Genomic DNA, 24,165 nt, shown 5'->3' with positions numbered 1-24,165 from the left:
GGTTTTTAAGTCTGAGGAGTTCCCCGGCTCCCTTTAATATCTGATCGCATAGATCTCGACAAATTCGCCGTAGTGCCAGACGTAATACGCCGTGCGATAGTGCGATTTGGACCTGCCTGTTGTTCGGGTGGCGCGTTCGACGGCTTCGGGAGGGTTGACGATCAGGAGTTTGCTGTCGAGGCGAAAGCGAAAGCCCAGATGTGTGACGAAGGGCGCGAAGATTACACTGCCTGTTCGCACGTCGATAACGGCGAATTGCTGGCATTCTTCGCCGCAAAACCACCGCACAATGGTTTGATCGCCCGCAAAATTGGGACCGATTTTGGCACCGTGAATCAAGCGGTCTTTGAATCGAAGCGCGCGCGGATGGCTCACGAGATTGACAGGACGCGGTTTGTCTTTGTAAATTTGGTATTCGGGAATCGCAAACTGTTCAAATTCGGGCATTTCAGTCACGGGACCAGGCGCTTCGGGTAACTCGAGTTCGGGCATACAGGCGAAAAAAAACAAAAACAGGATGAGGGGGACCGCCTGATATTTTTTGTATTTTGCGATTTTCATGATGTCAAATATAAGGCTTTTTAGTCAAGTCGGGCTATCATTTACCCAATTGAAAACAGGTTTAGTTTATGAGGTGGTCCATGAAAGACAAACTAAATGCGGTTGTTCAAGCGCACAATTTTTCGGGTGTGGTTCTCGTCGTGCGGTCGAGAGAGCGATTATTGGCACAGGGATATGGGATGGCTGACCTGGAAAACAACGTGCCACATGCCCTGCATACCAAATTTCGCATTGGCTCTATAACCAAGACATTTACCGCAATGGCGGTGATGATATTGGCGGAGCAGGGCAAACTCCAAATAGACAATTTGCTCTCTGAGTATTTACCGGACATTCCCGATCACTGGACCGGGATCACATTACACCATCTGCTGAGCAATACGGCGGGGATCAGGCATGTGTGGGAACTGCCTGGTTTTTCCGATACCATGTCGCTGAAAGCAACCTCTGCCGAGACAATTCAAAAAGTTGTGGACCGGCCTCTCGTGGCGCCGCCGGGTACAAAATACCACTATAGCGGAACGGGATTTTTTGTCTTGTCGCGAGTGATCGAAAAAGTGTCGGGTCAATCATATCAGACTTTTTTGAAAGCGCACATATTTGACCCTATAGAGATGACCGATACGGGATGCGATCATCCCGATCCAATTTTGCCACATCGCGCACGCGGATATGCACCTGCAGAGAATGGCGTGATCAATTCTCCGATGATCTATATGCCGATTCTGACCGGTGGGGGAAATTTGTATTCCACAGCAGAAGATCTGGCGAAGTGGGATACCGCGCTCGGCGATGGCAAACTGATTTCACAGGCATCTTATGAGCAGATGTTTACGCCGGTGTTGAACAATTACGCCTGCGGCTGGCGCGTGGAGGACAATGGATCTGTTATGCACGGCGGTGGGGTATCGGGATTCAACACGGTTTTGTTGCGGTTTTTAGATGACGAGGTCTGTATTATTGTATTGAGCAATGTGAATCCCGCTCCTGTAAAATCCATTGCGCAACAACTCGCGGCGGTTGTGTTTGCCTGAGCAACACTGCTGAGTATTGCGCGTTGCTTGACTCCCCACTATCCATTGGGTACATTTGCATACCATTCACGTCATGATATAGAGGAGCTTGTTATGAGCAGCACATTTGGTCGCGCATTTCGCATCACCACATGGGGGGAGTCACACGGTGGTGGCGTTGGTGTTGTTCTGGATGGATGCCCGCCCGGCCTGGAGATCAGCGAAGAAGATATACAGATTGAACTCGACCGTCGCAAACCTGGCCAGAGCAAAATTACCACACAGCGCAAAGAAGAAGACCAGATAGAAATCCACTCGGGTCTTTTTGAGGGCAAAACCCTTGGCACGCCTATCTCGATGATGGTATGGAATCAGGATGCGCGTTCCAAAGATTACGAAGAAATACGCACCAAATACCGCCCTTCACACGCCGATTACACATATCAGCAAAAATACGGCATTCGCAACTGGAAAGGTGGGGGCAGAGCCAGTGCGCGCGAGACAATCGGCCGCGTTGCCGCAGGTGCGATTGCGCGCAAATTGCTCAATCGCGATTGCAATATCGACATTATCGCTTATGTGCGTCAGGTTCACACCCTTGTTGCCAATGTCGATCCCGTCGCGGTGACCCGCGAGCAGGTCGAGTCGAATATCGCCCGCGTGCCCGATTCCGAGATTGCCGAGCGAATCATTCAGCGCATCGATGCCGCCCGCAAAGATGGCGACTCGCTCGGTGGCGTGGTCGAAGCCGTTGCCCATCGCGTTCCTCCCGGCTGGGGGGAACCTGTTTTTGACAAACTCGAAGCAGACTTCGCCAAGTCCATGCTTTCATTGCCCGCCTGCAAGGGTTTCGAATCCGGCTCTGGTTTTGGCGGTATTGCGATGACTGGCTCTGCACACAACGATCCCTTTTACAACGATGGCAGCGGCATTCACACGCGCACAAATCATTCCGGCGGTATTCAGGGCGGTATCTCCAACGGCGAACCTATCGTCATTCGCGCAGCTTTCAAGCCCACTGCCACAATTTTGGCCGAGCAAGAAACCGTCGATATCCACGGCAACGCCACCACTCTCAAAGGGCGCGGTAGGCACGACCCCTGTGTCTTACCCCGCGCAGTTCCCATTGTCGAAGCGATGATGGCACTCGTACTGGCGGACCACTATTTGCGCCAGCGCGGACAAAGAGGGTGAGAAATGATCGATTCTCAAATTTTCACCTGTATTAAAAATGCCAACTCCCACGCCTATCGCTTTCCGTGGCGCAACTTTACGCATCTCTTAAAAGACCGCGCAGAGCATCAGCCAGATAAACCCGCGTTGATTTTTTGCGATTGCGATACAGATGCTCGCACGGTTATTACCTATTCTGAATTTGAGCGCCTCACCGCCGGGCTTGCGGGCCTGATGCACCGCGAATACGGCATAAGATGCGGCGATTGCGTCGGTCTGGCTTTGCCCAATTGTGCAGAGATTCCGTTGTTCACCCTCGCCCTTTTTCGCCTCGGCGCAACTTCTGTTCCTCTCGATATTGCCAAAGATGTTGCGGAGCGCAAGCGCTACAAACTGCAGAATGCCGGAGCCAGACTGCTGGTTGTTTTGCCCGAACATGCAGAAATTCAACGCCGCGCATTGCCCGATATCCAGATTGCGACAACAGAGCAGTTGCTCGCCACAGATGGATATGATGCAGTGGATATCGAACCCGAGTGGTCCGGCGATCCAGAGGACGAACAACAAACCAGTATTGTGCTATACACATCGGGTACAACAGGACATCCCAAAGGCGCATGTATTACCCGACAAAGTCTAACATCCAATGCCGATGGCATCATTCGCTGGCTCGGTTTTGATGCACGCGAACGCCTCAATCTCGTTTTACCACTTCATCATATCAATTCCACCACGTTCTCGATCACCAGCCTCCTGGTAGGGGGGAGCCTTGTGCTCAATTCGCGCTACAGCGTTTCGGCGTTCTGGCGTATCATATCGCGGGAGCGGGCGACATCTGCGAGTATTGTGCCGACGATTATGGCCGATTTGCTCGCCCGCGCCGATGACTTTGAGGGCGCGGGCTATGACATATCGTCACTAAAAAAAATTATGATCGGTTCGGCACCTGTTCAGCCCAATATTGCCTGCCAATTTGTCGATCGCTTTGGCGTCCGCCTCGTTCAGGGGTATGGTTCAACCGAAGTCAGTTTGCGCGTTACTGGCGTACCACCCGATCTGCCTGATGAACAGTACCGCGATGTACTCGAACAAAATGCCATTGGTGTTGAACTCGCCAATAATAACATAAGAATTGATGGTGGGAGAAACGAAGGCGAGGTCGGTGAAATTCTCCTGCGCGGTCCCGTGGTTGCCAATGGTTACCTCAACCAGCCCGAAGATACTGCCGAAGTTTTTTCCAATGGCTGGTTCCGCAGTGGCGACATGGGGTATTTCCGCGACATGTATAACCATCGTTTCTACTTTATGCACAGCCGGAAGAAAGAAATCATCATCAAAGGCGGTGTCAATATATCACCCATCGCCGTTGAAAATGCCCTGCTCGACGCCTGTCCAGAACTCGACGCTGTTTATGTGATTGGACTTCGTCATGACCGATGGGGAGAAGACGTTTGTGCCGCAGCTATTTTTAAATCTGGGATTGACCAGTCCGAAGCAGCTCAGGATATTCTCAAACGCGGACAAAGCGGCCAAATCCCGGGGCTGAGTACCTATGAGGCTCCTTCGCGCATTATCCCAATTACATCGGAAGACCGCCCGTTGACCTCTACGGGCAAAGTGCAGCGCAGCGCCCTGCAAGAGATTATCCAAAATCAGATTGACAACGCCTGAACTCCTATATTATATAACTGCGGTGGGTGGTGGGGACTGGCTACTGACCACTTTCTGGTGATTGTCATGATGCGTATTTTTCTCCTTCTATTTCGTCTCTTGCGCGTACGTGGTGTTTTATCAATTATCTCTCGACTCCCAAAATACTTGCGCCTTACCTGGCGACTTTTATGGGATTCCCGCATACCTTTATTGCCCAAAGTGTTTGTCGTTTTAACTGTTTTATACGGGCTTTCTCCTTTCGATATTATCCCAGAGGCGATTCTTCCCCATATCGGATTGGGAGATGACATCGTGTTTGTTATCCTGTCTATTCGCAATCTGATCGCGGCCAGTCCGCAGAATATTGTCCAGGAGCACGCCCGCAAGATTGCAGAGAAATCGTGATTTATGTCTCGCATGGATTTTAAAACTCAGATCGCTGCCGATCTTCTGGCCTGGTATCGCGAGCACAAGCGCGATCTGCCATGGCGGCAGACAGACGATCCCTATCGCATCCTGCTGTCTGAGTTTATGCTCCAGCAAACGCAGGTCGATACCGTTATTCCCTATTACCATCGCTTTCTCGACCGTTTTCCCACGGTTTATGATCTCGCCAATGCCTCACAGGATGATGTCCTCAAAGCCTGGGAAGGGTTGGGCTATTACGCTCGCGCCCGCAATTTGCACAAAGCCGCGCATTCTATTGCTATGGACTTTGGCGGCACAGTGCCCGATACGTACGACGAACTCAAATCCCTGCCAGGCTTTGGTCCTTATACCACGGCCGCAGTTTTGAGCATTGCTTATGATCGCGACCATGCCGTACTCGATGGCAATGTTATTCGCGTTGTCACGCGCCTTTTTGATATCGATGAGGATGTCACGCAAACCCGCGTCAAAAACCGACTTTGGGATCGCGCCCAGGCTCTGTTGCCAAAAGGTGAAGCAGGTGACTATAATCAGGCGATTATGGAACTCGGCGCAATGGTCTGCACTGCTCGAAATCCGGGGTGCGGTCAGTGTCCCGTGCAAAAATACTGTGCAGCTTACAGAACGGGCAATCCGCAGCGTCTGCCCGTCAAAGGCAAGAAGAAGCCGCGTCCCCATTATACGCTGTGTGCGGGTATTGTGTGGCACAATGACAAAGTGCTCATTACCCAGCGTCCGCAAAACGGTTTGCTCGGCGGGCTTTGGGAATTTCCCGCGGGAACGCAACAGGATGGGGAATCTCTGCAAGATACTTGCAGGCGCGGGATAAGAGAAACCGCGGGTATCGACGTCAAAATCAATGATCGGTACCGCACGGTCAAACACGCTTTTACCCACTTTAGTATTACCTTGCACACTTTTCAGTGTGACCATGTCAAAGGTAGAGCGCGTCCACTCACTTGCGATAATCTCGCCTGGGTTGTGCGTGCCGATTTCAATGCTTATGCTTTTTCTCGCACCAGTCGCAAACTCATTGAGTATCTACAACAAGATGTCCAACCCGACCTTTTTGCATTTGAACACAATCTCAGGGAGGTTCCATGAAGCTCGAAAACAAAATCGCGCTTATAACAGGCGCGGGATCGGGCATTGGCAAAGCCATTGCGCTCGAAATGGGTCGCGAAGGCGCGCATATTGCCGTTAACGATCTCACCGCCGAAACTGCTGAGACCACTGCACACCAGATTGAAGCTCTCGGTCGCGAGCCCTTCGTCATTCCCGCAGATGTTGCCGACTCGGGTCAGGTCGATAATATGGTTCAACAGACGCTCAATCGCTTTGGGCGCATCGATATTCTGGTCAACAATGCCGGTGTGTACATTCCCCAGGACGGTGGCGTCACAGCCATTACAGATGAGGCGTGGCAGCGCATTCTCGATGTCAATCTCAATGGCCCTTTTTATTGTTGTCGCGCTGCTGTCAAAGACATGATAGCGCGCAAGCAAGGCGGGAAAATTATTAATATCTCGTCTGTGCAGGCCGAAGTCGCGCATTTCGACGCTTCTGCCTATCAGCCTTCTAAAGCCGCCGTGGTTATGCTCACGCGAACCCTTGCCGTGGAACTCGCGCCTTACAAAATCAATGTCAATGCCATTGGTCCGGGTGCTATTGCATCCGAGGGTATGGGCGCTTCACTCGGTCCTGAAGTTATCGATGCCTACCGCAAACGCATCCCCTGGGGTGCTCGGGGATACACCCGCGATATTGGAACTGTCGCCGCCTTTCTGGCTTCGGAAGATGCGCGCTATATCACAGGCCAAAACATCTATGTCGATGGCGGTTATTTGTCTGATAGCACGCCGACAGAGCTAAAATCGCAAGATCATCCCGTTTCACCAGATGACCCGGATCCAAAATAATATGATTCCCAAAAATCTCACCAATAGAACGGCCATTATCACCGGTGCCGCACAGGGTATTGGAAAAGCGATTGCCATACGCCTTGCTGAGGCAGGTGCAAGTGTGGCGATTGCCGATCTCAATCTGGACATCGCGCGCGAAACAGCCCGGGAAATCGGGGTAGATGCATTGGCACTATCGCTTGATGTTGCAAATGCCGAGCGTGTGCAGAATTCGATTGATGAATGTCTCAATACCTGGGGGCGTATTGATATTCTCGTCAACAATGCGGGCATTGTGGGGCGCGATGTGCCCGTCAAAGATCTCGCAGAAGGGGACTGGGACCAGGTTCTCGATATCAATCTCAAGGGGACTTTTCTGTGTTCACGCGCCGTAATCGCGCCTATGCTCAATCAAAAAAAAGGTGCCATTGTCTCGGTCGCCTCCATAGCAGGCAAAGAAGGCAATCCCAGCATGGCACCCTATTCGGTCTCTAAAGCGGGTATTATATGTTTTACCAAAGTCCTGGCAAAAGAGCATCTCGAGGACAATATTCGCGTCAATTGCGTCTCGCCCGCTCTGATCGAAACCCCACTTTTGGCAGATGTGGAGCCTGAGCAACTCGATTACATGACGTCCAAAATTCCCCTCGGTCGCCTCGGCCAGCCCGAAGAAGTCGCCGCTGTTGTTCATTTTCTCGCATCCGACGATGCTTCTTTTGTGACCGGGCAGTGTTATGATGTCAGCGGTGGCAGGGCGACGTATTGAGACGAATCAACGAATCAACGAATCGAAGCTCGTAACGATTTTGGGCGGTGGGGTAGGGTTCGTCTATTCGTCTATTCGTCTATTCGTCTATTCGTCTATTCGTCACCCGAGCGGTCGCGCGCTGAATACTGCTCTTAAATAGAGAACGACCCACCCGATAGCCGTCACTGCTATCGCAACGCCCACGGCAATCAGACACAGCAACCATCCCGGAGTTCGGGTATCTGGATCGTGATAGGGATTTCGTCGGGGATCGTCCCAGCGCATGGTGGTGTCCTGAGTTGTATCAGCAGTTTATTGATTTAAATCTTCTGAAAATTCAGTGCCTTCTGGCACATCTGTATCGCTTTCAAAGCAGATACTGAATCCATCCGGGTCGTTCAATGAAACAACCCACATTCCGTTTCCGACAAAGGGATTCGATACCTCGATACCCCGATGTTTGATTCTGCGATAGATCGTCAGGGCATCTTCGCACATGAATACAATCGAGACGCCTTCGCCCACTTTTCCTTCGGGCACCCACGAATTGCGTCCTTCCTTTTGGAATTCCTGTAACATCAACGCAGCGTCCCCGCATTGGAGCCAGCACCAGCGGAGCTTTCCGTCTGGTTCCCATTTATGGATCATTTCAAATCCGAGATCCTCGACATAAAAGCGAACAGATGCTTTGATGTTTGATACCGAAAAGAATGGGATCGCCTGTTTGACATTTGGTTTTGTCTCAGCGGTCATTATTTGCTCCTTGTGCTTTCCAGAGTGTCGTTATTGGAAGATATAAAATTCTGCAATGACGGGATCAATGCCGCGTACATAGAGTAGTAAAATTATTGCGAGGATAATAAAGATAGCGACGCAGAGGAGCACAAACCCATTTTTTTGGTGCCATTTGGGGGGGATGTTGGGATCGCTCATGGTATAGGTGCTCTCAAGAGGTCGAGTATGAGGGGTAAGATGGCACTCAGAGCCTGGCCCCGGTGGCTGATGCGATTTTTTTCGTCAGAAGACAGTTCGGCGGAAGTGCAATTGTGGGTGGGAATGAAAAAGAGCGGATCGTAACCAAAGCCATTCTCGCCCCGGGGTGTTGTGAGGATGCGGCCCTTCCATATAGCCTCAGCGGTCTGCACGTGGCCATTGGGTGTGGCGAGAGCCATTGCGCAGCAAAAGTGCGCGGTGCGCTGTTTCGCGGGAATTCTGCGTAGATTTTCGACGAGTTTGGCATTATTTGTTTCATCTGTGGCGTTCTCTCCGGCATAACGCGCAGAATATATGCCGGGTGCGCCGTTTAAGGCATCGACCACAAGGCCAGAGTCATCGGCCAAAGCAGGCAAGCCCGTGTATTTTGCAATTTCACGGGCTTTTTTTTTGGCATTGGCTTCAAAGGTGTCGCCGTCTTCGATTACTTCGGGCGCATTGGGAAACGCTTCGAGCGATTGTACCTGGATATCAGAGCCGAGCATGTCCTGGATTTCCCTGCGCTTGCCCTGATTGCGGGTGGCGAGTATGAGGGTAGGCATGGGTTTGATTACTATTGTGCTAAAACATCACGCTGGAGTTGCGTGATTTCGGAGATGCCCTTTTGGCCGAGGGCAATGAGGTGTTGCATCTGGTCGAATGTGAAGGGATTTCCCTCGGCTGTGCCCTGTACCTCGACGAAGTTGCCCTGACCGGTCATGACGATGTTCATATCCACTTCGGCGGTTGCATCTTCGGCATAACACAAATCGAGCATGGGCGTGTTGTCAATGATGCCCGCGCTGACGGCTGCGATGGAATCACCAAGAGGATTTTTTGTAATTCTGCCCTCTTTTTTGAGCTTGTCAATCGCATCGACGACTGCGACATAAGCACCCGAAATTGAGGCTGTGCGGGTGCCGCCATCGGCCTGTAACACATCGCAGTCGATCCAGAGGGTGCGCGAGCCGAGTTTTTTGAGGTCGATTACGGCGCGCAGTGCGCGGCCAATCAGGCGTTGAATTTCCTGGGTTCGGCCCTTAGTGCCGCGCGTTTCGCGCTCGCTGCGCGTATGGGTTGAACGGGGCAACATGGCGTATTCCGCCGTGATCCAGCCCGTGTTTTTTCCCACGAGAAAATGGGGTACGCGGTTCTCAACACTCGCTGTGCATATAACGTGTGTGTCACCCATTTTGATCAGTGCCGATCCCTCGGCGTGTTTCATAAATCCGCGTTCAATACTCGCGGGACGCAATTGGTCTGGGCGGCGTCCATCTTTGCGCTGGCTCATAAATGCTCCTTTGGCGAATAGACGAATAGACGAATTAACGGAAGAGAGTGACTCTGCTTCGCCCGTTGTAGAATGTAGCTACGCCATGCCTCCGGCCTGTGCCTGTTCATCTATTATTCTGTCCCGCCCTATTGTGGGCTGTGCGTCTGTTTGCTTACTGATGGCCGATCCTTGCGGATTGCCCAATTCTCGGAAGTCGTGCCCGTCAACGTGAATGATATGACACATTTCGAGAAAGCGAGAATAGATGCGCCCCTGCGCGAGATCTTTCAATTCATCAACTTTCTGATTTGTGGTCACAAATGTCAGGCGTCGATTGGCATAGCGGGCATCAATGAGGTTGTAGAGAATTTCCATTTCCCATTCGGTATTGCGCTGCACGCCAAAGTCGTCGATGACGAGATAGGGCACATTGCTCAATACGTCAATCATGGGCATAGCCTGCCCATGCGTGTCACTGCTTTCGTCAAATGTGCGTCTGATTTCGTGAAAGCTCTTTGAGAGTGAGATGAATTTGCCGGGTTTTACAAATCGAAAAATGAGTTCGTTGAGCAAGATATATGCAAAGTAAGTTTTTCCTCGGCCTGGTTCACCCCACAAATATAAGCCTTTGGTTGATTCTTTTTTGCTTTCAATATAATCCCTCAAAAAAACGGCTTTAAGCCGTCTCGCTGCTGGGATGTCTTGCCCATTGTCGTACTGCACCTTAAAGTCCTGTAAGAACTTAAAGCGAAATCGATCGGGAATGCCCGATTTTCGGATGTACTTATCAACATGGAGCCTCTTCATCCGAAAGGAATAACACGGGCACCAGATGGGTTCGCTGCTCTTTGTATCAAGGACCATAAAAGGCGACTTGCCGCCGCATCGACAGTGCTCGAGGACTTTTGAAGAGAGTTTGATTTTGCCGTGAAGACCCGCTTCGACATGGGGGTCGTAGTAGTAGCCCAGGTCATCGGGGGGGAGGTCAATGCCTGTTGTTTGTGAAGATGTGATGATTTACCTCCCGTTGCGGATGCGTGATTTCAGCGCTTGTTCGACTTCGCGCTGGGCATCTCGGCGGGCAATATCGCGCCGCTTGTCAAATTGTTTTTTGCCGCGTGCCACGCCGAGTTCGACTTTGGCTTTGCCGCGTTTAAAATAGAGTTTGAGGGGGATTAATGTGTGGCCTCTTTCGTTGATATATCCTCTCAGGCGATTGATTTCATGGCGGTGGAGCAGTAATTTGCGTTTGCGCTCGGTGTCGTGATTAAACTGGTTGCCCTGTGCATATTCGCTGATATGCGTGTTGTGCAAATAAGCTTCCCCATCTTCAATACGCGCGTAGCCATCTTTCAAGTTGGCACGGCCTTCGCGCAGGGCTTTGACTTCTGTGCCCCGCAATTGCAGGCCGGCTTCATACGTGCTGAGGATGTGGTAGTCACGCCGCGCCTTTCGGTTTTGCGCGATGATTTTGATGCTTTCTGACATTGGCACCTCGCTCATATATCGGGCTGAAGGATGTCCATGAGATGTTCGAGTTTTTTGGCGCGGTTTGGGTCGCCCAGGTTTAGATATGTATATCTGAGGTTGTTCATCATGCGAAAGAGTGTGAAGGAGTTGCTGGCTTTAGAAAAAAGATCGTCCGAGATTTTTTCACCAATGAGATCGGCGCATTCATTTGCCGTGAGGATCTGACCCCGGTTGTGTGGATCAATATAAATATGTTGATCGTTGTGGATGTATTTGACGATGTAGTGCTTGGGCAAAGCAACGCCTGCGATAGGTAATTCAAGGCGTTGTGCGAGAATGAGATAGACCGCTGAGAGCGTGATTGGCCAGCCGCGCTTGCGATCGAGCACGCGGTTGAAATACGTGTCGTCGGGATCACGGTGTGTAGATGCGTGAAACCCTTGCTCTTCAAAGAGATAATGATTGAGCGTGCGAATGATGCGAATGGGATGATCGTCGGGGGCAATTTTGGGCGCGAGTTCAAAGGCCATGTATCCCAGACGCGTTTTGTAAGCACTTTCATCGAGGTCGGGATATCCAAATCGCGCGAGGGTAAAGACGCCTTCTTCAAGGGCAATGTCGCCGTGTTGGTCGCGTGTGAGATCGCGAAACCGCATGTCCAGAGACGGTTCTCTAAATTGCCTGAGTACGCGGCTGACTTCCCGGTGTGCGCGTGAGTCTTCGGCGCAGGCTCTGTGGATTTCGCGTGTGGCCTTTTCACCCATATCATACAGTTTTTGGCGCAAACGATCCGCAATGTCGGGGGAACAGTCCGATAGTAGCGATACAATGGCGTGGATTTGTTCGGGATGGAGTTTCATACGGGAATACCGCGTTTTTTTAGCATGATCATAAGTAGAGAAATATCCGCAGGGGAAATGCCCGGAATACGAGATGCCTGTCCCAGTGATCGAGGTCTGATGCGGATGAATTTTTCAATAGCTTCATTTCGCAAAGCCGCGATGGCGGCATAGTCAAAGTTTTCGGGAATGTATTTTTTTTCCAAATTGTGAAAGCGCTGCACCTGTTCTTCTTGCCGATCGAGATATCCCTCGTATTTGAGTTCGATTTCGACCGATTCACACACATCCTCAGGCAGGTCTTTAGCAGCAGGTGACAATTGTGTGACTATGTCGTATGACAATTCTGGTCGTCGCAAAAGTTCGGCGAGTGTCACTGCGCGTTTCAAAGGAGAAGAATGCGACGCTTTGAGGGTTGTTTGGACATTGTCGATTGGGGTGAGGCGCGTTGAGCGCAGCCGTTCGATTTCTTTATCGATTTGTTTTTTTCGCTTGCAAAAACGGTTATACGCCTCGTCGGAAAGCAATCCAATTTTGCGCCCGAGTTCGCACAGGCGCAAATCCGCGTTATCCTGGCGCAAGAGCAGGCGGTATTCGGCCAGTGAGGTAAACATGCGATAGGGTTCTTCAGTGCCTTTGGTCACGAGGTCGTCAATTAGAACGCCGATATAGGCCTGCGAGCGGTCCAGGATTATGGGATCGTCGCCCCGGGCTGTTAAGGCGGCGTTGATGCCCGCCATAATTCCCTGACCAGCGGCTTCTTCGTATCCAGTGGTGCCATTGATTTGTCCAGCAAAAAACAAACCGGTGATGGGTTTTGTTTCCAGGGTGGGATGGATTTGCGTCGGGGGTACATAGTCGTATTCGACGGCATAGGCCGGGCGCATGATCTCGGCCCGTTCGAGACCGGGAATGCTGCGTACAACCTCGACCTGCACATCTTCGGGCAGGCTCATCGACAGGCCATTGAGATAGATTTCAAGGGTGTGATATCCTTCGGGCTCGAGAAAAATTTGATGCCCTTCCTTGTCGGGAAAACGCACAATTTTGTCTTCTACCGAGGGACAATATCGCGGTCCCACTCCCTGGATGCGCCCGCTGTACATGGCCGAGCGATCCAGATTGCTGCGAATAATATCGTGCGTTTTGGGCACGGTCATTGTGAGATGACAACTGAGTTGCTCTTGCTCGATGGCGTCGGTATGGTAGGAAAAGGGCCGGGGATCTGGATCACCTGGTTGCTCTTCGCAGGCGCCAAAGTCGATGCTGCGCGCATTGACGCGCGGTGGGGTGCCTGTTTTGAGCCGCCCGAGTTCAAAGCCGAGTTGGGAGAGACCATCGGATGCTTTGTCGGCGGCTTGCTCACCTGCGCGCCCCGCGCTGTAGGAGAAATCGCCTACATGAATGAGGCCCTTGAGGAAGGTGCCCGTGGTCAGGATTACAGTTTTGGCGGCAAAAACCGTTTTGGCTTTGGTGACCACGCCTTCAATGCGTCTGTTTTTGACCACGAGGTCTTCGAGCAAGCCCTGTTTGACATCGAGGTGTGGCTGGTTTTCGACTACTTCTTTTATGCGAAACTGATATGCTTTTTTGTCCGCCTGCGCTCGTGGTGCCTGTACAGCGGGTCCTCTGCGCCGGTTGAGCATGCGAAATTGCAGACCCGTGGTGTCTATATTGCGCGCCATTTCACCGCCCAGAGCGTCAATTTCGCGCACCATGTGGCCTTTTGCTATGCCGCCAATGGCCGGGTTGCACGACATCTGTGCGATGGTGTCGAGGTTCATGGTCAGCAGTAGTGTTTCACTTCCCATGCGCGCAGAGGCCAGTGCAGCTTCTGCACCTGCATGTCCGCCGCCAACGACAATGACGTCGTATTTTTTTTCGTAGATCGACATATTCGTTTTTACTGTTGAGCGTGTACTGGTGTGCCTATCGCCAGAAGCTGATCGCTTTTCGATTCGCTTTGAATCGTTTCAACTTCAAATCCCAGATCGGCGATCATCTGGTGCGTATTCTCTATATCCATGCCACCGGTGGTCAAATATCCCTCCATGAAGAGCGAGTTGGCGGGATAAAGTGATAGGGGTTGGAGGGCCCGGAGGTTTTTCTCTCGGCCACCCGCCACGCGAATTTCGGTTGAGGGGTTGACAAATCGGAACAGACACAATGCGCGCAGACAATCGTGTGGGGTCAAGGAATTTCGATTTGACAGGGGTGTGCCCGCGATGGGGTGCAGGAAATTGACGGGGATGGAGTTGACGTCAAGGTCGCGCAAAGACACGGCCATATCAATTATATCATCGTGGGTTTCTCCCATGCCGATAATGCCGCCACTGCACGTATCCAGGCCCGCTTTTTGGATGTTGTGCAGGGTTTTCAGGCGGTCTTCGTAGGTGTGTGTAGATACAATATGCGGCGTGTGCGCTTTGCTGGTGTTGAGATTGTGGTTTACGCGATCGACGCCAGCGTTTTTTAGGCGCTGTGCTTTTTCGCCAGTTAGCAAGCCCAAACAACAACAAATGTCGATATCTACTTCCCGTTTGATCTGGCGCACGACATCTGTGATAGCATCAACTTCATTGTCGGTGGGTGCGCGTCCGCTCGTGACTATGCAGTATCGATACGCACCGTTTTCTTTGGCTTCGCGGGCTGCATCTATCATCTCGCGAGATGGTCGCAGGGGATATTTATCAATCGGTGCGTTTGAGACAGCCGATTGCGAGCAATAGGCACAATCTTCGGGACACAAGCCACTTTTGGCATTCATCAGCACATGGATGTGTACTTTGCGCCCAAAATAATGATGGCGCACCTGATATGCTGCGTGTAAAAGCGGTAGAATATCGCGGTCGGGCGTTTGAAGAACAGCGTGCATTTCAGCGGTTGACAAGCCGGTATCGAAGAGCGACTTTTGGGCATAAAAAGTGTACATAGTATGTCCTGAATGTCTATACTTTTGGGTTATCGATAAAATGCCAGGCCAAGGGCTGCGGTTACAACAATGGCCAGGGCGGGATGCAGATTGAGAAAGTTGATGGCTACAAATGCAGCAACCGCAATCAGGGCAGTGTGCCAGGAGGTAACGGATTTGGGGCACATTTCCCAGACTACGACGATTAAAAGCCCGACTACTGCCGGGCGCACGGCTTTGAGCATGGCCTGTACGAGCGGCGTATCCTTGTAGTTCATGAAAAACAGACCGAGGATCATCATCATGAGCAATGAGGGGAATACCGTGCCAAAGAGCGCGACCAAAAGGCCGGGTGTGTCGGCGACCTGGTATCCTATATACGCAGCCATTTTGGTGGCGATGGGACCGGGAAGTGCATAGCCCATCGCAAGCGCGTCTGTAAATTCTTCTATGGTCATCCACGCATTGCGATCGACGACTTCTTCTTGAATGAGCGGGATCATCGAAGGGCCGCCGCCATAAGCAAAGATGCCGACTTTAGTGAATGAAACAAACAGACGGAATAGCTCCATTAAGATGCTCCTTGTAAGCGTAACAGATTGTTAAACATCAATGTTACGGATAATTTTGCTTCTCTTTGTGAAGAGGAAATATATCCATTTCACGCTTATGAGACAAGGTAAATCACATCGGGAATCGTCGAAATTATTGGCTGATTTTGCATTGGATTTTTTGGTCAGATTTTTTACATTTGAGAACGATTTTGTTGCGCGTTAATCTTTTCTTGTGTAATTGTGCGAGAAGACAGCGCGAGAAAAATGAAATAAGATCCGGTTTAATCTCTATTTGTCGTTGACAATTTCGGACCTTTTTTCTATTATGCCCGATCTTTTTCAGGGGCAATTTACTTCTATGTTGGAAATAGAAAAACTTCAAAAAATCTGTGATCAAAATCCGACCTCCATTTTATTTGCACGTCTGGCAGATGGGTTGTTGCAGCAGGGAGAGGTCGCACGCGCAATTGAGGTGTGTCACCGAGGATTGCGCTATCGCCCGTCTTATACGGCAGGCCATGTGGTGATGGGTAAATGCTATCAGGCGGCCGGGCATTATGAAGAAGCACGTCTGGTATTTCACAGGGTACTGCAATTAGATGCAGGTCATCTTGCCGCACATTGGTATATGGGCAAAATCGCTTTGCAATTGGACCGCGGCGACCTCGCGCTCAAATACTTTGAACAGGCTCAGGCACGCGATCCCTTTTGTCCCGAACTTATAGAGCAGATTCGCAAACTCAAGGGCGAGGAGGTTGAAGAGGAGCAAGACCTGAGTTCTGAGTCTGCAGACGCGAATACCGATTCTGAGGACAGTGAAGTCGTATCTGATAGCGATTCATTTGATCAGGCTCTCTTAGAGGAAGATGTCGAGGATGATTTAGATACGCTGGTTACGTCACTTAAACGCGAGCCAAAATCCGGAGGAGAGGTCCCTGTTATTGCAACGAAAACGCTGGCTGATCTGTACGCGAGTCAGGGCCTTATTCAGGAGGCCATCGCAGTTTTGGAACAGGTGATTGCACGCGAACCAGACAATGAGCATATTATTGCTCGCCTGGATGAGTTGCGGAATTTATCAGAGGAATCGGGGCATGAATCAGGAGTATGATGGAATTGCGGAAGCCTATAGGGATTCCAAGCAACTTTCATTTCGAAAATATATTGAAGAATATACTTTTTTTAAGATATTGGGAGATATCCAGGGGGCAACGGTATTAGACCTGGCTTGCGGTGAGGGGTTTTACACGCGTAAGATCAAACAAGCCGGGGCAGCAGAAGTCACAGGCGTCGATCTTTCCGCAGAAATGATCAAATTGGCAAAAGAAGAAGAACGCGTCCGTCCTTTGGGATGCAAGTATCTGAATCGAGATGTGGCACAGCTCGATATGGCTGAATCTGTCGATGTTGTGGTGGCGATGTATCTTTTAAATTATGCCGGGACAAAAGAGGAACTTCTCAATTTCGTCCAAGTGGCCTATAATAGACTACGATCAGGAGGACGATTTATCGGATTTAATGACAATGTCCAGCATGTTCCCAGAGGGACTATTTCCTTTGCCCAATACGGATTTGACAAAGTGTGTACCCCTTCTCCTGAAGAGGGCGATATTATTTTGTATCAGATGATCAATGAAGATGGTACGCAGTTTGAGTTTAAGAATTATTTTCTCAAACCAGAAACGTATCAATGGGCTTTTCAGAAGGCTGGTTTTTCCGATTTTCAATGGGTCGGTCCCTTTATACACCCGTCTCAGCAGCACAACTCCTTTTGGGATGCTTTTATGTCTCGGCCTCCACTTATTGGCTTTAGCGCGTCAAAGCAAGGATAATTTTATGGTTTCTACTTCTGACTTTCGCAATGGTATGGTTATTCGCCTGGATGGGCAGCTTTTTTTTATGACCGAGTTTGAGCATTTTAAGCCCGGCAAAGGTGCTGCGGTCGTGCGTACCAAGCTCAAGAGTGTGATGTCGGGCGCTGTGATTGATCGCACATTTCGGTCGGGCGACAAAGTAGATGATGTTCGTCTGGAAAGACGGAAGTGCCAGTACTTATACAAGCAGGATGCGTTTTACATTTTTATGGATACGCGCACCTACGACCAATACGAAGTATCTACGGAGATTGTGGGCGATGCGCAAAAGCTGTTGCAGGAAAATGAAATTGTCGATGTACTGATTGCCGAGGGAAATGCCCTGGGTGTGGAACTGCCCATTTTTGTAGAATTAAAAGTCGATCAAACCGATCCCGGTTTGCGCGGCGATACAGCTACTGGCGGGACAAAGCCCGCGCGCGTGGAAACCGGGGCAACAGTACAGGTTCCGCTATTTGTCGAGATTGGCGATGTGTTGAAGATTGATACGCGCACCCAGTCTTATGTCGAACGGGTTTAGGAGATCATTGTGAAAATTTCCAAACAGGTAATAGCGAGTGCGAAAGAACTCATCGATCTGATTGGCGCCGATGATGTACAGGAAGTTGAGATTGAACGCAAGCTCTTTGGGCGTGGGCGCATTCGCATTGTGCGCGCCAGCAAGCAAGCCCCCATCGTGCAAGCGCTGACTGCGCCACCTGCGTCAGCATCTGCACCTGTCGATGTCTCTGAGACCCAGGTTGAAGATGCTGCAAGTGGAGACGACGGGCACTATCACACTTTGCGCTCGCCTATGGTGGGTATGTTTTACCAATCGCCGAATCCCGAAGCACCGCCCTATGCAGCAGAAGGCGATGAGGTGACGCGAGGACAGACCCTGTGTATTATTGAAGCCATGAAAATTATGAATGAAATCGAGTGTGATGTGGATGGTCGGGTGGTGCGCGTACTGGTTGAAAATGCCGCGCCCGTCGAATACAATACGCCCTTGTTTTTAATTGACCCAGAAAAATAGCCTCTCGGGGATGCCCATTCGCTTGTTGTCGTTTGCCCTCCCCCTGCGAATGAGCAGGCCCTATTGACCTTTCCTTTTTTGAGATCATACCCTTGTTTGAGAAAGTTCTCATTGCCGACCGCGGCGAGATTGCGCTGCGTATTATCCGAGCCTGTAAAGAGTTGGGGCTGCAAACTGTAGCCATTTACTCTGAAGCGGATAGCAATTCTCTGCACGTTGGTATGGCCGACGAAGATGTTTGTATTGGCCCGCCTCCCGGTGAGCAAAGTTATCGAAATATTCCGCGCATTTTAAGTGCTGCCGAAGTGACCAATGCCGATGCGATTCATCCGGGATATGGTCCGCTGGCCGAGAATGCCGAGTTTGCCGAAATTTGCGGTACTTGCGGCATTGTTTTTATTGGCCCGTCTGCCGAAGCGATACGCAAAATGGGCGATAAGGCCATCGCGCGCGAGACCATGCAAGGGGCCGGTGTGCCCGTTGCGCCGGGTACAGGAGTTCTGGAGAGCTATGAGGAGGCACAGCAAGCTGCGCGTAGCATTGGATACCCCGTGCGTCTCAAGGCCGTGGCAGGCGGGGGTGGTCGGGGGATGCGCACTGTGTTTTCAGAGCGCGAGTTGGAACGCGCGTGGCAAATGGCACAGGCCGAGGCACAGGCGGCGTTTACGTCTGGTGCGCTCTATTTGGAAAAAGAGATTGTGCAGCCCCGGCATGTGGAGATCCAGGTATTGGGAGATTTGGCGGGGCGTATTGTGCATTTGGGGGAACGAGAGTGTTCGGTCCAGCGTCGGCATCAAAAGCTCATCGAAGAGTCGCCTTCTCCCGTGGTTGATGAAGCCATGCGCCAGCGCATGGGAGAGGCAGCTATTAAAGGTGCTCTTGCGGTTGGATACGCCAGTGCTGGCACCGTTGAGTTTTTGCTCGACGCTTCCGGAGATTTTTATTTTTTAGAAATGAACACGCGCATTCAGGTCGAGCACCCGGTTACAGAGATGGTGGCAGGACTCGATCTGGTCAAATGGCAGATCCTCATCGCAGCCGGTACATCCCTTACACTATCTCAGGATCTATTTGATTTCAAAGGGCATGCTATTGAGTGTCGGATCAATGCCGAAGATCCCAAGCACAATTTCAGGCCCTCGCCCGGTACAATTACTTCTCTTCACCTGCCAGGTGGTCCGGGTATTCGCATTGATTCACACGTCTATACGGGATATACGGTTCCCCCGCAGTACGATTCTCTTTTGGCCAAGCTCATCGGATATGGCGACACGCGCGACGAGGCAATTGCACGAGTAGTGCGCGCACTTGAAGAGTTTGTGATCGAAGGTGTGCCAACGACAATTCCCTTTCATCTCCATGCTTTACAACACGAGGATTTTAGAACAGGACGAGCAACAACAGAATTTGTGAACAAGTTGGGCTATGGCGGGTGAAGCGCATTTCTCACCCATAGGTAAAGGTACAAAGGAGCAGAAAATGTCGGATATTCCAGAAGATTTACTTTTTAATAGCGATCACGACTGGGTTCGAATTGAGGGTGATACGGGCACATGCGGGATTACGGATTACGCGCAGGGCGAACTGGGCGATATTGTGTTTTTAGAATTGCCAGAGATTGGCGATTTTGTCGCTCAGGGGGAATCCTATGGCATAATTGAGGCGGTCAAGACGGTGTCCGACCTCATTGCACCGGTTTCGGGTGAGGTGGTGGATGTCAATATCCAGTTGACAGATGATGCTGCTCTGGTCAACGACGAGCCTTATGGCGAGGGATGGATGATTCAAGTGCGCCTTTCAGATCCTTCAGAAACAGAGGACTTGATGGATGCTCATGCCTATGCAGGTCTGGTTGATGAATAGATAGAGTGAATAAGTCTTGACACCTTGTAGTCAATACAATATATCATGGAGATTTATATTAGGGAGTGGATGGGCGGAGGCTAATCGCTATTTTTGAGGTGCTTTATCATGCCCGTGACGATGCCCACGGTACTCAATCAGTCTGTGCTGGTGCTCAATCAGAGTTATGAACCTCTGCATGTGTGTTCTGTGCGCAGGGCTATTGTACTGGTTTTTCGAGGTCGCGCCGAAGTTGTCGAAGCGTGCGATTCTCGCATCCATACGGTGAGGGATTCATTCCCCGTGCCGAGTGTGGTGCGTCTGGCCGTATATGTGCGCGTGCCTCCCAAACCGCTCGCTTTGACCAAGCGCAATATCTTAAAACGCGATGGGTTTCAGTGTCAGTATTGTGGCATTCGCCGCGGTCCATTTACCATTGATCACGTGGTGCCGCGGTCTCAAAATGGGCGCAATTCATGGGATAATCTGGTGTGCGCCTGCCATCGGTGCAACAATCGCAAGGGCGACCATGCGCCTGCGGAAGTCGGTTTGTCATTATTGCGCAAGCCGCAGTCTCCCAATCGGGTGACCTTTATTCGACATCATATTGGGGTGCCAGATCGCCGCTGGCGTCCCTATCTTTTTATGGATGATTAAAAGCGGGGGCTGATGGAAAAAAAGCGAATTTTGACAGGTGATCGGCCCACGGGGCGCTTGCATCTCGGGCACTATGTTGGGTCTTTGAAAAACCGCGTGGCTCTGCAAGATGATTACGAGAGCTATTTTTTGGTGGCCGATCTGCACATGTTGACCACGCAGCCTCAAAAAGAACACATCGATGCATTGCGTGAAAATATCTATGAGATGGTATTGGATTATTTGGCCGTGGGTATAGATCCCCAAAAATCGACCATCTATTTGCAATCGGCTATTCACGCTGTGTACGAGATGAATCTGTTTTTTGAGATGCTCGTGACATTGCCCCGCGTGGCGCGATTGCCCAGTGTGAAAGATATGGCCCGCGCGGCGAATATGACAGATGAGGCAATTCCATTTGGCCTGATCGGGTATCCCGTGCTTCAAAGTGCCGATATTTTGATGCCGCGCGCACATGTTGTGCCGGTGGGGAAAGACAATGAGGCGCACGTTGAAGTGACGCGGGAAATTGCGCGTCGGTTCAACGCGTATTACGGCGATGTATTTCCCATTCCCGAACTCCTCATGGGCGAGGTCCCTACTCTGGTGGGAACCGATGGACAGGCCAAGATGAGCAAAAGTCTCGACAATGCGATTTTTTTATCTGATGATGAAAAGACTGTAGAAAAAAAAGTGCGCGGTATGTACACGGATCCCAATCGCGTTCGCGCAGATATTCCGGGCACTGTTGAAGGCAATCCCGTATTTATGTATCACGATGCATTTAATCCCAATGTCGCTGAAGTTGAAGATCTCAAAACCCGCTATCGCCAGGGGCGTGTGGGCGATGTCGAAGTGAAAGATAAATTGGCACGCGCGCTCAATGCGTTTCTCGCCCCTATCCGCCAGCGCCGGGCACATTTTGCGGCGCAGTCGGGTTATATCGAGCAAGTGATTTACGAAGGCACGCTCAAAACGCAAGCACTTGCAAACGAAACGCTTTTGGCTATGAAAAAGGCGATGGGTTTTACCGGCGTATGGAATCGGATTTCTCGCAAAGCGCGAGATAGAATGAAGAAACAGGAGCAGGAGGCGCAATGATTGCATCCAATTTGACAGCTCAGTTCGATCCGGATGCTGCGCCTTATGGCGTGAAGCTCGATTTGTTTGAGGGCCCGCTGGATCTGTTGCTCTTTCTCATTCAAAAAAACGAGATCGATATCTACGATATTCCCATCGCCGATATTACGCGGCAATTTTTAGAATACGTCGAGATTATCCAGAGATTAAACTTAGAGGTTGCCGGCGATTTTGTCGTGATGGCCGCCACATTGATGCGCATCAAATCGCGCATGTTGTTGCCCTCTGATCCAGAAGCCGAGGAGGAAGAAGGTGATCCTCGCGAAGAATTGGTGCGCCGCTTGTTGGAATACCAGCAGTTTAGAGAAGTAGCCACGTGGATGGACGATCAGCAAACGGAATACCGCGATGTTTTTTATCGGGGTGCTTCGATGGATCTGGAAGATATTCGAGAGCGAGAAACCGGGGAATTTCGTCCCGTGAGCCTGTTCGAATTGCTCCGCGCCTTTAAGCAAGCGATGGATGCGGCACCAAAAGTCGATTTTCACGAGGTGACGCGGGTCGATGTGACCACAGAAGAGCGCGTCGAATACGTGCTCGATGTACTCGCGCGACGTCATCAGGTTCCATTTAGCGATCTGATTGCCAGTGCATATCGAATTGTTGTTGTTGTGACATTTATCGCGTTGCTGGACTTGATGAAAGAAGGCAAAGTCCGCGTTCAGCAGACTGATATTGATGGAGAACTCTGGGTATATCGCCGCGATGCTTTAGACACGGCGTCTTTCGAGGAGGGCACAACCGATGTCTGAGAGAGATGACGCACGCGTCGCCAATCTGGCTACCGATGAAGATGCACGCAACAAAGGCGTGGTTGAAGCGTTGTTGATTGCAGCCGATGATCCTCTGGGCGTATCGCGTCTGTCATCGGTTTTGGGACAGCATACTGGCGCAAAAGAAATTCGCGCCTATGTCAATGATCTCAATGAAGAATACGCACAGACTGGGCGCAGTTTCAGGGTTGTCGAAGTCGCGGGGGGCTTTCAGTTGGCTGTACACAGCGAATTTGCGCCATGGATTCGGCAACTGATGCGCGAGAAAGTCGCGCCCCGGCTTTCTCAAGCTTCCCTGGAAACGCTCGCTATTCTGGCTTTTAAGCAGCCGGTTACCAAAGCCGAAGTCGAGCATATCCGCGGTGTGTCTGTCGATGGCGTTTTGCGGCAATTGATGGAAAAGGGCTTGATCCGCATTTCCGGACGGTCAGACGCGCCCGGGCGGCCCTTGTTATACGGAACGACACGCGATTTTTTGAAGCATTTTGGCCTTAAGACCCTGTCTGATCTGCCCAGGATTCGCGAGTTGGAAGAATTGCTCCGAGAAGAAGAGCAACGGGTAGCCGAAGGCATAGACAGCCCGTTATCGGGCGTGATCAATACCGATGGAGAAAGCGAACAGGATACCCATGACAGAGCGCCTGAACCGGTTTCTGGCCCGCGCGGGGGTGGCTTCGCGGCGGGCGAGCGATCGGTTGATCCAAACGGGCAGCGTTAAAATAAATGGCGCTGTTGTGACACATCCGGGCACGCGATTAAATCCGCATAGCGATCGCGTATGTGTCAATGGGCGGGCGATCCAATCGGTTGATCGACAAACTTATATTTTATTGCACAAACCCCCGGGATATCTGGTATCGACGCGCGATCCGCATCATGCCCAAACAGTTTATAAATTGTTGCGCGGCATTGATGCTCGGGTTTTTCCCGTCGGACGGCTCGATCTGGATACGCGAGGGGTTTTGTTGTTGATGGATGACGGCGATCTGGCATTTCGATTGACCCATCCGCGATATGGCGTAAAAAAAGTCTATCGCGCATGGGTGCGTGGGTATCCCGGCGAGGCGGTATTGGCAGCACTGCGAGAAGGGATAAAGCTCAGCGATGGTATTTCTGCTCCTGCACATATTCGCGTGATACGCGCAAGCGGTGGGGATACAGAATTAGAATTGGTGCTTCACGAGGGGCGGAAAAGACAGGTGAAGCGGATGTGCGAGGCTGCAGGACATCGGGTACGATCTTTGGCACGCACGCATTTTGCCGGTCTCACAACGCGACACCTCGAGCCAGGCCAATGGCGGCATCTGACACAAGCAGAAGTAAAAAGGCTTCGAGAAATGGTCGGGCTGTAACGAATAGACGAATAGACGAACCCGGCCCTACCACCC

The 24,165-nt window shown here is 51.1% G+C and carries 29 protein-coding genes; 18 read left to right on the top strand and 11 right to left on the bottom strand.

Features of this window, described 5'->3' with window-relative positions:
- Window positions 1–33: 33 nt before the first annotated feature.
- On the bottom strand, window positions 34–561 hold the full coding sequence (locus tag OXH16_08020) for a hypothetical protein (protein MCY3681329.1): 528 nt from the start codon (window positions 559–561) through the stop codon (window positions 34–36).
- An 80-nt stretch (window positions 562–641) separates the two neighbouring features.
- Here OXH16_08020 and OXH16_08015 point away from each other — a divergent pair, with 80 nt between their 5' ends.
- The 7 genes from OXH16_08015 (at window position 642) to OXH16_07985 (ending at window position 7,496) form a co-directional block, all read left to right on the top strand.
- Window positions 642–1,595 (top strand): serine hydrolase, encoded by a 954-nt coding sequence (locus OXH16_08015; protein MCY3681328.1) that lies wholly within the window; start codon window positions 642–644, stop codon window positions 1,593–1,595.
- 93 nt (window positions 1,596–1,688) lie between these two features.
- Window positions 1,689–2,768 carry a chorismate synthase gene (aroC, locus tag OXH16_08010; protein MCY3681327.1) on the top strand — a complete coding sequence of 360 codons (1,080 nt, stop codon included), beginning with the start codon at window positions 1,689–1,691 and terminating at the stop codon, window positions 2,766–2,768.
- Window positions 2,769–2,771: 3 nt separating this feature from the next.
- Entirely contained in the window at window positions 2,772–4,418 is a 1,647-nt protein-coding gene (locus tag OXH16_08005; protein MCY3681326.1) for a class I adenylate-forming enzyme family protein, read from the top strand.
- 66 nt (window positions 4,419–4,484) lie between these two features.
- A complete protein-coding gene (locus OXH16_08000; protein MCY3681325.1) occupies window positions 4,485–4,805 on the top strand; it encodes a YkvA family protein in 321 nt (106 codons plus the stop codon).
- A 12-nt stretch (window positions 4,806–4,817) separates the two neighbouring features.
- Window positions 4,818–5,933 carry an A/G-specific adenine glycosylase gene (gene mutY / locus OXH16_07995; protein ID MCY3681324.1) on the top strand — a complete coding sequence of 372 codons (1,116 nt, stop codon included), beginning with the start codon at window positions 4,818–4,820 and terminating at the stop codon, window positions 5,931–5,933.
- Window positions 5,930–6,748, top strand: a complete 819-nt coding sequence (locus tag OXH16_07990; GenBank protein ID MCY3681323.1) for an SDR family NAD(P)-dependent oxidoreductase — start codon at window positions 5,930–5,932, stop codon at window positions 6,746–6,748. Before mutY ends, OXH16_07990 begins: the two co-directional genes overlap by 4 nt.
- Window position 6,749: 1 nt before the next feature.
- Complete coding sequence (locus tag OXH16_07985; GenBank protein ID MCY3681322.1) at window positions 6,750–7,496, top strand: SDR family NAD(P)-dependent oxidoreductase; 747 nt, start codon at window positions 6,750–6,752, stop codon at window positions 7,494–7,496.
- Between the two features lie 102 nt (window positions 7,497–7,598).
- Here the strand turns inward: OXH16_07985 and OXH16_07980 are convergent, their stop codons facing one another.
- From OXH16_07980 to OXH16_07935, 10 genes are all read right to left on the bottom strand, one after another.
- The gene (locus OXH16_07980) at window positions 7,599–7,763 is read right to left on the bottom strand and encodes a hypothetical protein (protein MCY3681321.1); all 165 of its coding nucleotides are present in this window, start codon (window positions 7,761–7,763) and stop codon (window positions 7,599–7,601) included.
- 27 nt (window positions 7,764–7,790) lie between these two features.
- The gene (locus OXH16_07975) at window positions 7,791–8,231 is read right to left on the bottom strand and encodes a VOC family protein (protein MCY3681320.1); all 441 of its coding nucleotides are present in this window, start codon (window positions 8,229–8,231) and stop codon (window positions 7,791–7,793) included.
- Between the two features lie 176 nt (window positions 8,232–8,407).
- A complete protein-coding gene (locus tag OXH16_07970) occupies window positions 8,408–9,013 on the bottom strand; it encodes an XTP/dITP diphosphatase (protein ID MCY3681319.1) in 606 nt (201 codons plus the stop codon).
- Window positions 9,014–9,024: 11 nt separating this feature from the next.
- Window positions 9,025–9,741 carry a ribonuclease PH gene (rph, locus tag OXH16_07965; protein MCY3681318.1) on the bottom strand — a complete coding sequence of 239 codons (717 nt, stop codon included), beginning with the start codon at window positions 9,739–9,741 and terminating at the stop codon, window positions 9,025–9,027.
- Window positions 9,742–9,819: 78 nt separating this feature from the next.
- Window positions 9,820–10,587 carry an ATP-binding protein gene (locus OXH16_07960; protein MCY3681317.1) on the bottom strand — a complete coding sequence of 256 codons (768 nt, stop codon included), beginning with the start codon at window positions 10,585–10,587 and terminating at the stop codon, window positions 9,820–9,822.
- A gap of 153 nt (window positions 10,588–10,740) precedes the next feature.
- Entirely contained in the window at window positions 10,741–11,211 is a 471-nt protein-coding gene (gene smpB, locus OXH16_07955; protein MCY3681316.1) for an SsrA-binding protein SmpB, read from the bottom strand.
- A gap of 11 nt (window positions 11,212–11,222) precedes the next feature.
- The gene (locus OXH16_07950) at window positions 11,223–12,053 is read right to left on the bottom strand and encodes a transglutaminase-like domain-containing protein (protein ID MCY3681315.1); all 831 of its coding nucleotides are present in this window, start codon (window positions 12,051–12,053) and stop codon (window positions 11,223–11,225) included.
- Complete coding sequence (gene mnmG, locus OXH16_07945; GenBank protein MCY3681314.1) at window positions 12,050–13,927, bottom strand: tRNA uridine-5-carboxymethylaminomethyl(34) synthesis enzyme MnmG; 1,878 nt, start codon at window positions 13,925–13,927, stop codon at window positions 12,050–12,052. The genes OXH16_07950 and mnmG overlap by 4 nt, the downstream gene beginning before the upstream one ends.
- A gap of 8 nt (window positions 13,928–13,935) precedes the next feature.
- The gene (gene bioB / locus OXH16_07940) at window positions 13,936–14,964 is read right to left on the bottom strand and encodes a biotin synthase BioB (protein ID MCY3681313.1); all 1,029 of its coding nucleotides are present in this window, start codon (window positions 14,962–14,964) and stop codon (window positions 13,936–13,938) included.
- Window positions 14,965–14,993: 29 nt separating this feature from the next.
- Complete coding sequence (locus OXH16_07935) at window positions 14,994–15,515, bottom strand: chromate transporter (protein MCY3681312.1); 522 nt, start codon at window positions 15,513–15,515, stop codon at window positions 14,994–14,996.
- Between the two features lie 307 nt (window positions 15,516–15,822).
- On the opposite strand from OXH16_07935, the gene OXH16_07930 reads away from it, so the two are divergent.
- The 11 genes from OXH16_07930 to OXH16_07880 all read left to right on the top strand — a co-directional run bounded on the left by OXH16_07930 (window position 15,823) and on the right by OXH16_07880 (window position 24,129).
- On the top strand, window positions 15,823–16,608 hold the full coding sequence (locus OXH16_07930; protein ID MCY3681311.1) for a tetratricopeptide repeat protein: 786 nt from the start codon (window positions 15,823–15,825) through the stop codon (window positions 16,606–16,608).
- A complete protein-coding gene (locus tag OXH16_07925) occupies window positions 16,592–17,329 on the top strand; it encodes a class I SAM-dependent methyltransferase (GenBank protein MCY3681310.1) in 738 nt (245 codons plus the stop codon). Before OXH16_07930 ends, OXH16_07925 begins: the two co-directional genes overlap by 17 nt.
- A gap of 4 nt (window positions 17,330–17,333) precedes the next feature.
- Entirely contained in the window at window positions 17,334–17,891 is a 558-nt protein-coding gene (efp, locus tag OXH16_07920; protein MCY3681309.1) for an elongation factor P, read from the top strand.
- Window positions 17,892–17,900: 9 nt separating this feature from the next.
- The gene (accB, locus tag OXH16_07915; protein MCY3681308.1) at window positions 17,901–18,386 is read left to right on the top strand and encodes an acetyl-CoA carboxylase biotin carboxyl carrier protein; all 486 of its coding nucleotides are present in this window, start codon (window positions 17,901–17,903) and stop codon (window positions 18,384–18,386) included.
- A 92-nt stretch (window positions 18,387–18,478) separates the two neighbouring features.
- A complete protein-coding gene (accC, locus tag OXH16_07910; protein MCY3681307.1) occupies window positions 18,479–19,822 on the top strand; it encodes an acetyl-CoA carboxylase biotin carboxylase subunit in 1,344 nt (447 codons plus the stop codon).
- A 43-nt stretch (window positions 19,823–19,865) separates the two neighbouring features.
- The gene (gcvH, locus tag OXH16_07905) at window positions 19,866–20,249 is read left to right on the top strand and encodes a glycine cleavage system protein GcvH (GenBank protein MCY3681306.1); all 384 of its coding nucleotides are present in this window, start codon (window positions 19,866–19,868) and stop codon (window positions 20,247–20,249) included.
- A 108-nt stretch (window positions 20,250–20,357) separates the two neighbouring features.
- On the top strand, window positions 20,358–20,885 hold the full coding sequence (locus tag OXH16_07900; protein MCY3681305.1) for an HNH endonuclease: 528 nt from the start codon (window positions 20,358–20,360) through the stop codon (window positions 20,883–20,885).
- A gap of 12 nt (window positions 20,886–20,897) precedes the next feature.
- Window positions 20,898–21,965, top strand: a complete 1,068-nt coding sequence (trpS, locus tag OXH16_07895; protein MCY3681304.1) for a tryptophan--tRNA ligase — start codon at window positions 20,898–20,900, stop codon at window positions 21,963–21,965.
- Window positions 21,962–22,756: a segregation/condensation protein A gene (locus OXH16_07890; protein ID MCY3681303.1), complete on the top strand. Its 795-nt coding sequence runs from the start codon at window positions 21,962–21,964 to the stop codon at window positions 22,754–22,756. Before trpS ends, OXH16_07890 begins: the two co-directional genes overlap by 4 nt.
- Window positions 22,749–23,495, top strand: a complete 747-nt coding sequence (gene scpB / locus OXH16_07885; protein MCY3681302.1) for an SMC-Scp complex subunit ScpB — start codon at window positions 22,749–22,751, stop codon at window positions 23,493–23,495. The genes OXH16_07890 and scpB overlap by 8 nt, the downstream gene beginning before the upstream one ends.
- Window positions 23,407–24,129 (top strand): pseudouridine synthase, encoded by a 723-nt coding sequence (locus tag OXH16_07880; GenBank protein ID MCY3681301.1) that lies wholly within the window; start codon window positions 23,407–23,409, stop codon window positions 24,127–24,129. Before scpB ends, OXH16_07880 begins: the two co-directional genes overlap by 89 nt.
- Window positions 24,130–24,165 lie beyond the last annotated feature (36 nt).

The organism is Gemmatimonadota bacterium (assembly GCA_026705765.1).
GTDB lineage: Bacteria > Latescibacterota > UBA2968 > UBA2968 > UBA2968 > VXRD01.
This window is presented reverse-complemented; position numbering and strand designations above follow the sequence as displayed.

What these genes read in the sequence shown, in the direction of transcription:
- OXH16_08020 (MCY3681329.1), bottom strand. Translation starts at nt 561, where the DNA reads ATGAAAATCGCAAAATACAAAAAATATCAGGCGGTCCCCCTCATCCTG.
- OXH16_08015 (MCY3681328.1), top strand. Translation starts at nt 642, where the DNA reads ATGAAAGACAAACTAAATGCGGTTGTTCAAGCGCACAATTTTTCGGGT.
- aroC (MCY3681327.1), top strand. Translation starts at nt 1,689, where the DNA reads ATGAGCAGCACATTTGGTCGCGCATTTCGCATCACCACATGGGGGGAG.
- OXH16_08005 (MCY3681326.1), top strand. Translation starts at nt 2,772, where the DNA reads ATGATCGATTCTCAAATTTTCACCTGTATTAAAAATGCCAACTCCCAC.
- OXH16_08000 (MCY3681325.1), top strand. Translation starts at nt 4,485, where the DNA reads ATGATGCGTATTTTTCTCCTTCTATTTCGTCTCTTGCGCGTACGTGGT.
- mutY (MCY3681324.1), top strand. Translation starts at nt 4,818, where the DNA reads ATGGATTTTAAAACTCAGATCGCTGCCGATCTTCTGGCCTGGTATCGC.
- OXH16_07990 (MCY3681323.1), top strand. Translation starts at nt 5,930, where the DNA reads ATGAAGCTCGAAAACAAAATCGCGCTTATAACAGGCGCGGGATCGGGC.
- OXH16_07985 (MCY3681322.1), top strand. Translation starts at nt 6,750, where the DNA reads ATGATTCCCAAAAATCTCACCAATAGAACGGCCATTATCACCGGTGCC.
- OXH16_07980 (MCY3681321.1), bottom strand. Translation starts at nt 7,763, where the DNA reads ATGCGCTGGGACGATCCCCGACGAAATCCCTATCACGATCCAGATACC.
- OXH16_07975 (MCY3681320.1), bottom strand. Translation starts at nt 8,231, where the DNA reads ATGACCGCTGAGACAAAACCAAATGTCAAACAGGCGATCCCATTCTTT.
- OXH16_07970 (MCY3681319.1), bottom strand. Translation starts at nt 9,013, where the DNA reads ATGCCTACCCTCATACTCGCCACCCGCAATCAGGGCAAGCGCAGGGAA.
- rph (MCY3681318.1), bottom strand. Translation starts at nt 9,741, where the DNA reads ATGAGCCAGCGCAAAGATGGACGCCGCCCAGACCAATTGCGTCCCGCG.
- OXH16_07960 (MCY3681317.1), bottom strand. Translation starts at nt 10,587, where the DNA reads ATGGTCCTTGATACAAAGAGCAGCGAACCCATCTGGTGCCCGTGTTAT.
- smpB (MCY3681316.1), bottom strand. Translation starts at nt 11,211, where the DNA reads ATGTCAGAAAGCATCAAAATCATCGCGCAAAACCGAAAGGCGCGGCGT.
- OXH16_07950 (MCY3681315.1), bottom strand. Translation starts at nt 12,053, where the DNA reads ATGAAACTCCATCCCGAACAAATCCACGCCATTGTATCGCTACTATCG.
- mnmG (MCY3681314.1), bottom strand. Translation starts at nt 13,927, where the DNA reads ATGTCGATCTACGAAAAAAAATACGACGTCATTGTCGTTGGCGGCGGA.
- bioB (MCY3681313.1), bottom strand. Translation starts at nt 14,964, where the DNA reads ATGTACACTTTTTATGCCCAAAAGTCGCTCTTCGATACCGGCTTGTCA.
- OXH16_07935 (MCY3681312.1), bottom strand. Translation starts at nt 15,515, where the DNA reads ATGGAGCTATTCCGTCTGTTTGTTTCATTCACTAAAGTCGGCATCTTT.
- OXH16_07930 (MCY3681311.1), top strand. Translation starts at nt 15,823, where the DNA reads ATGCCCGATCTTTTTCAGGGGCAATTTACTTCTATGTTGGAAATAGAA.
- OXH16_07925 (MCY3681310.1), top strand. Translation starts at nt 16,592, where the DNA reads ATGAATCAGGAGTATGATGGAATTGCGGAAGCCTATAGGGATTCCAAG.
- efp (MCY3681309.1), top strand. Translation starts at nt 17,334, where the DNA reads ATGGTTTCTACTTCTGACTTTCGCAATGGTATGGTTATTCGCCTGGAT.
- gcvH (MCY3681306.1), top strand. Translation starts at nt 19,866, where the DNA reads ATGTCGGATATTCCAGAAGATTTACTTTTTAATAGCGATCACGACTGG.
- OXH16_07900 (MCY3681305.1), top strand. Translation starts at nt 20,358, where the DNA reads ATGCCCGTGACGATGCCCACGGTACTCAATCAGTCTGTGCTGGTGCTC.
- trpS (MCY3681304.1), top strand. Translation starts at nt 20,898, where the DNA reads ATGGAAAAAAAGCGAATTTTGACAGGTGATCGGCCCACGGGGCGCTTG.
- OXH16_07890 (MCY3681303.1), top strand. Translation starts at nt 21,962, where the DNA reads ATGATTGCATCCAATTTGACAGCTCAGTTCGATCCGGATGCTGCGCCT.
- scpB (MCY3681302.1), top strand. Translation starts at nt 22,749, where the DNA reads ATGTCTGAGAGAGATGACGCACGCGTCGCCAATCTGGCTACCGATGAA.
- OXH16_07880 (MCY3681301.1), top strand. Translation starts at nt 23,407, where the DNA reads ATGACAGAGCGCCTGAACCGGTTTCTGGCCCGCGCGGGGGTGGCTTCG.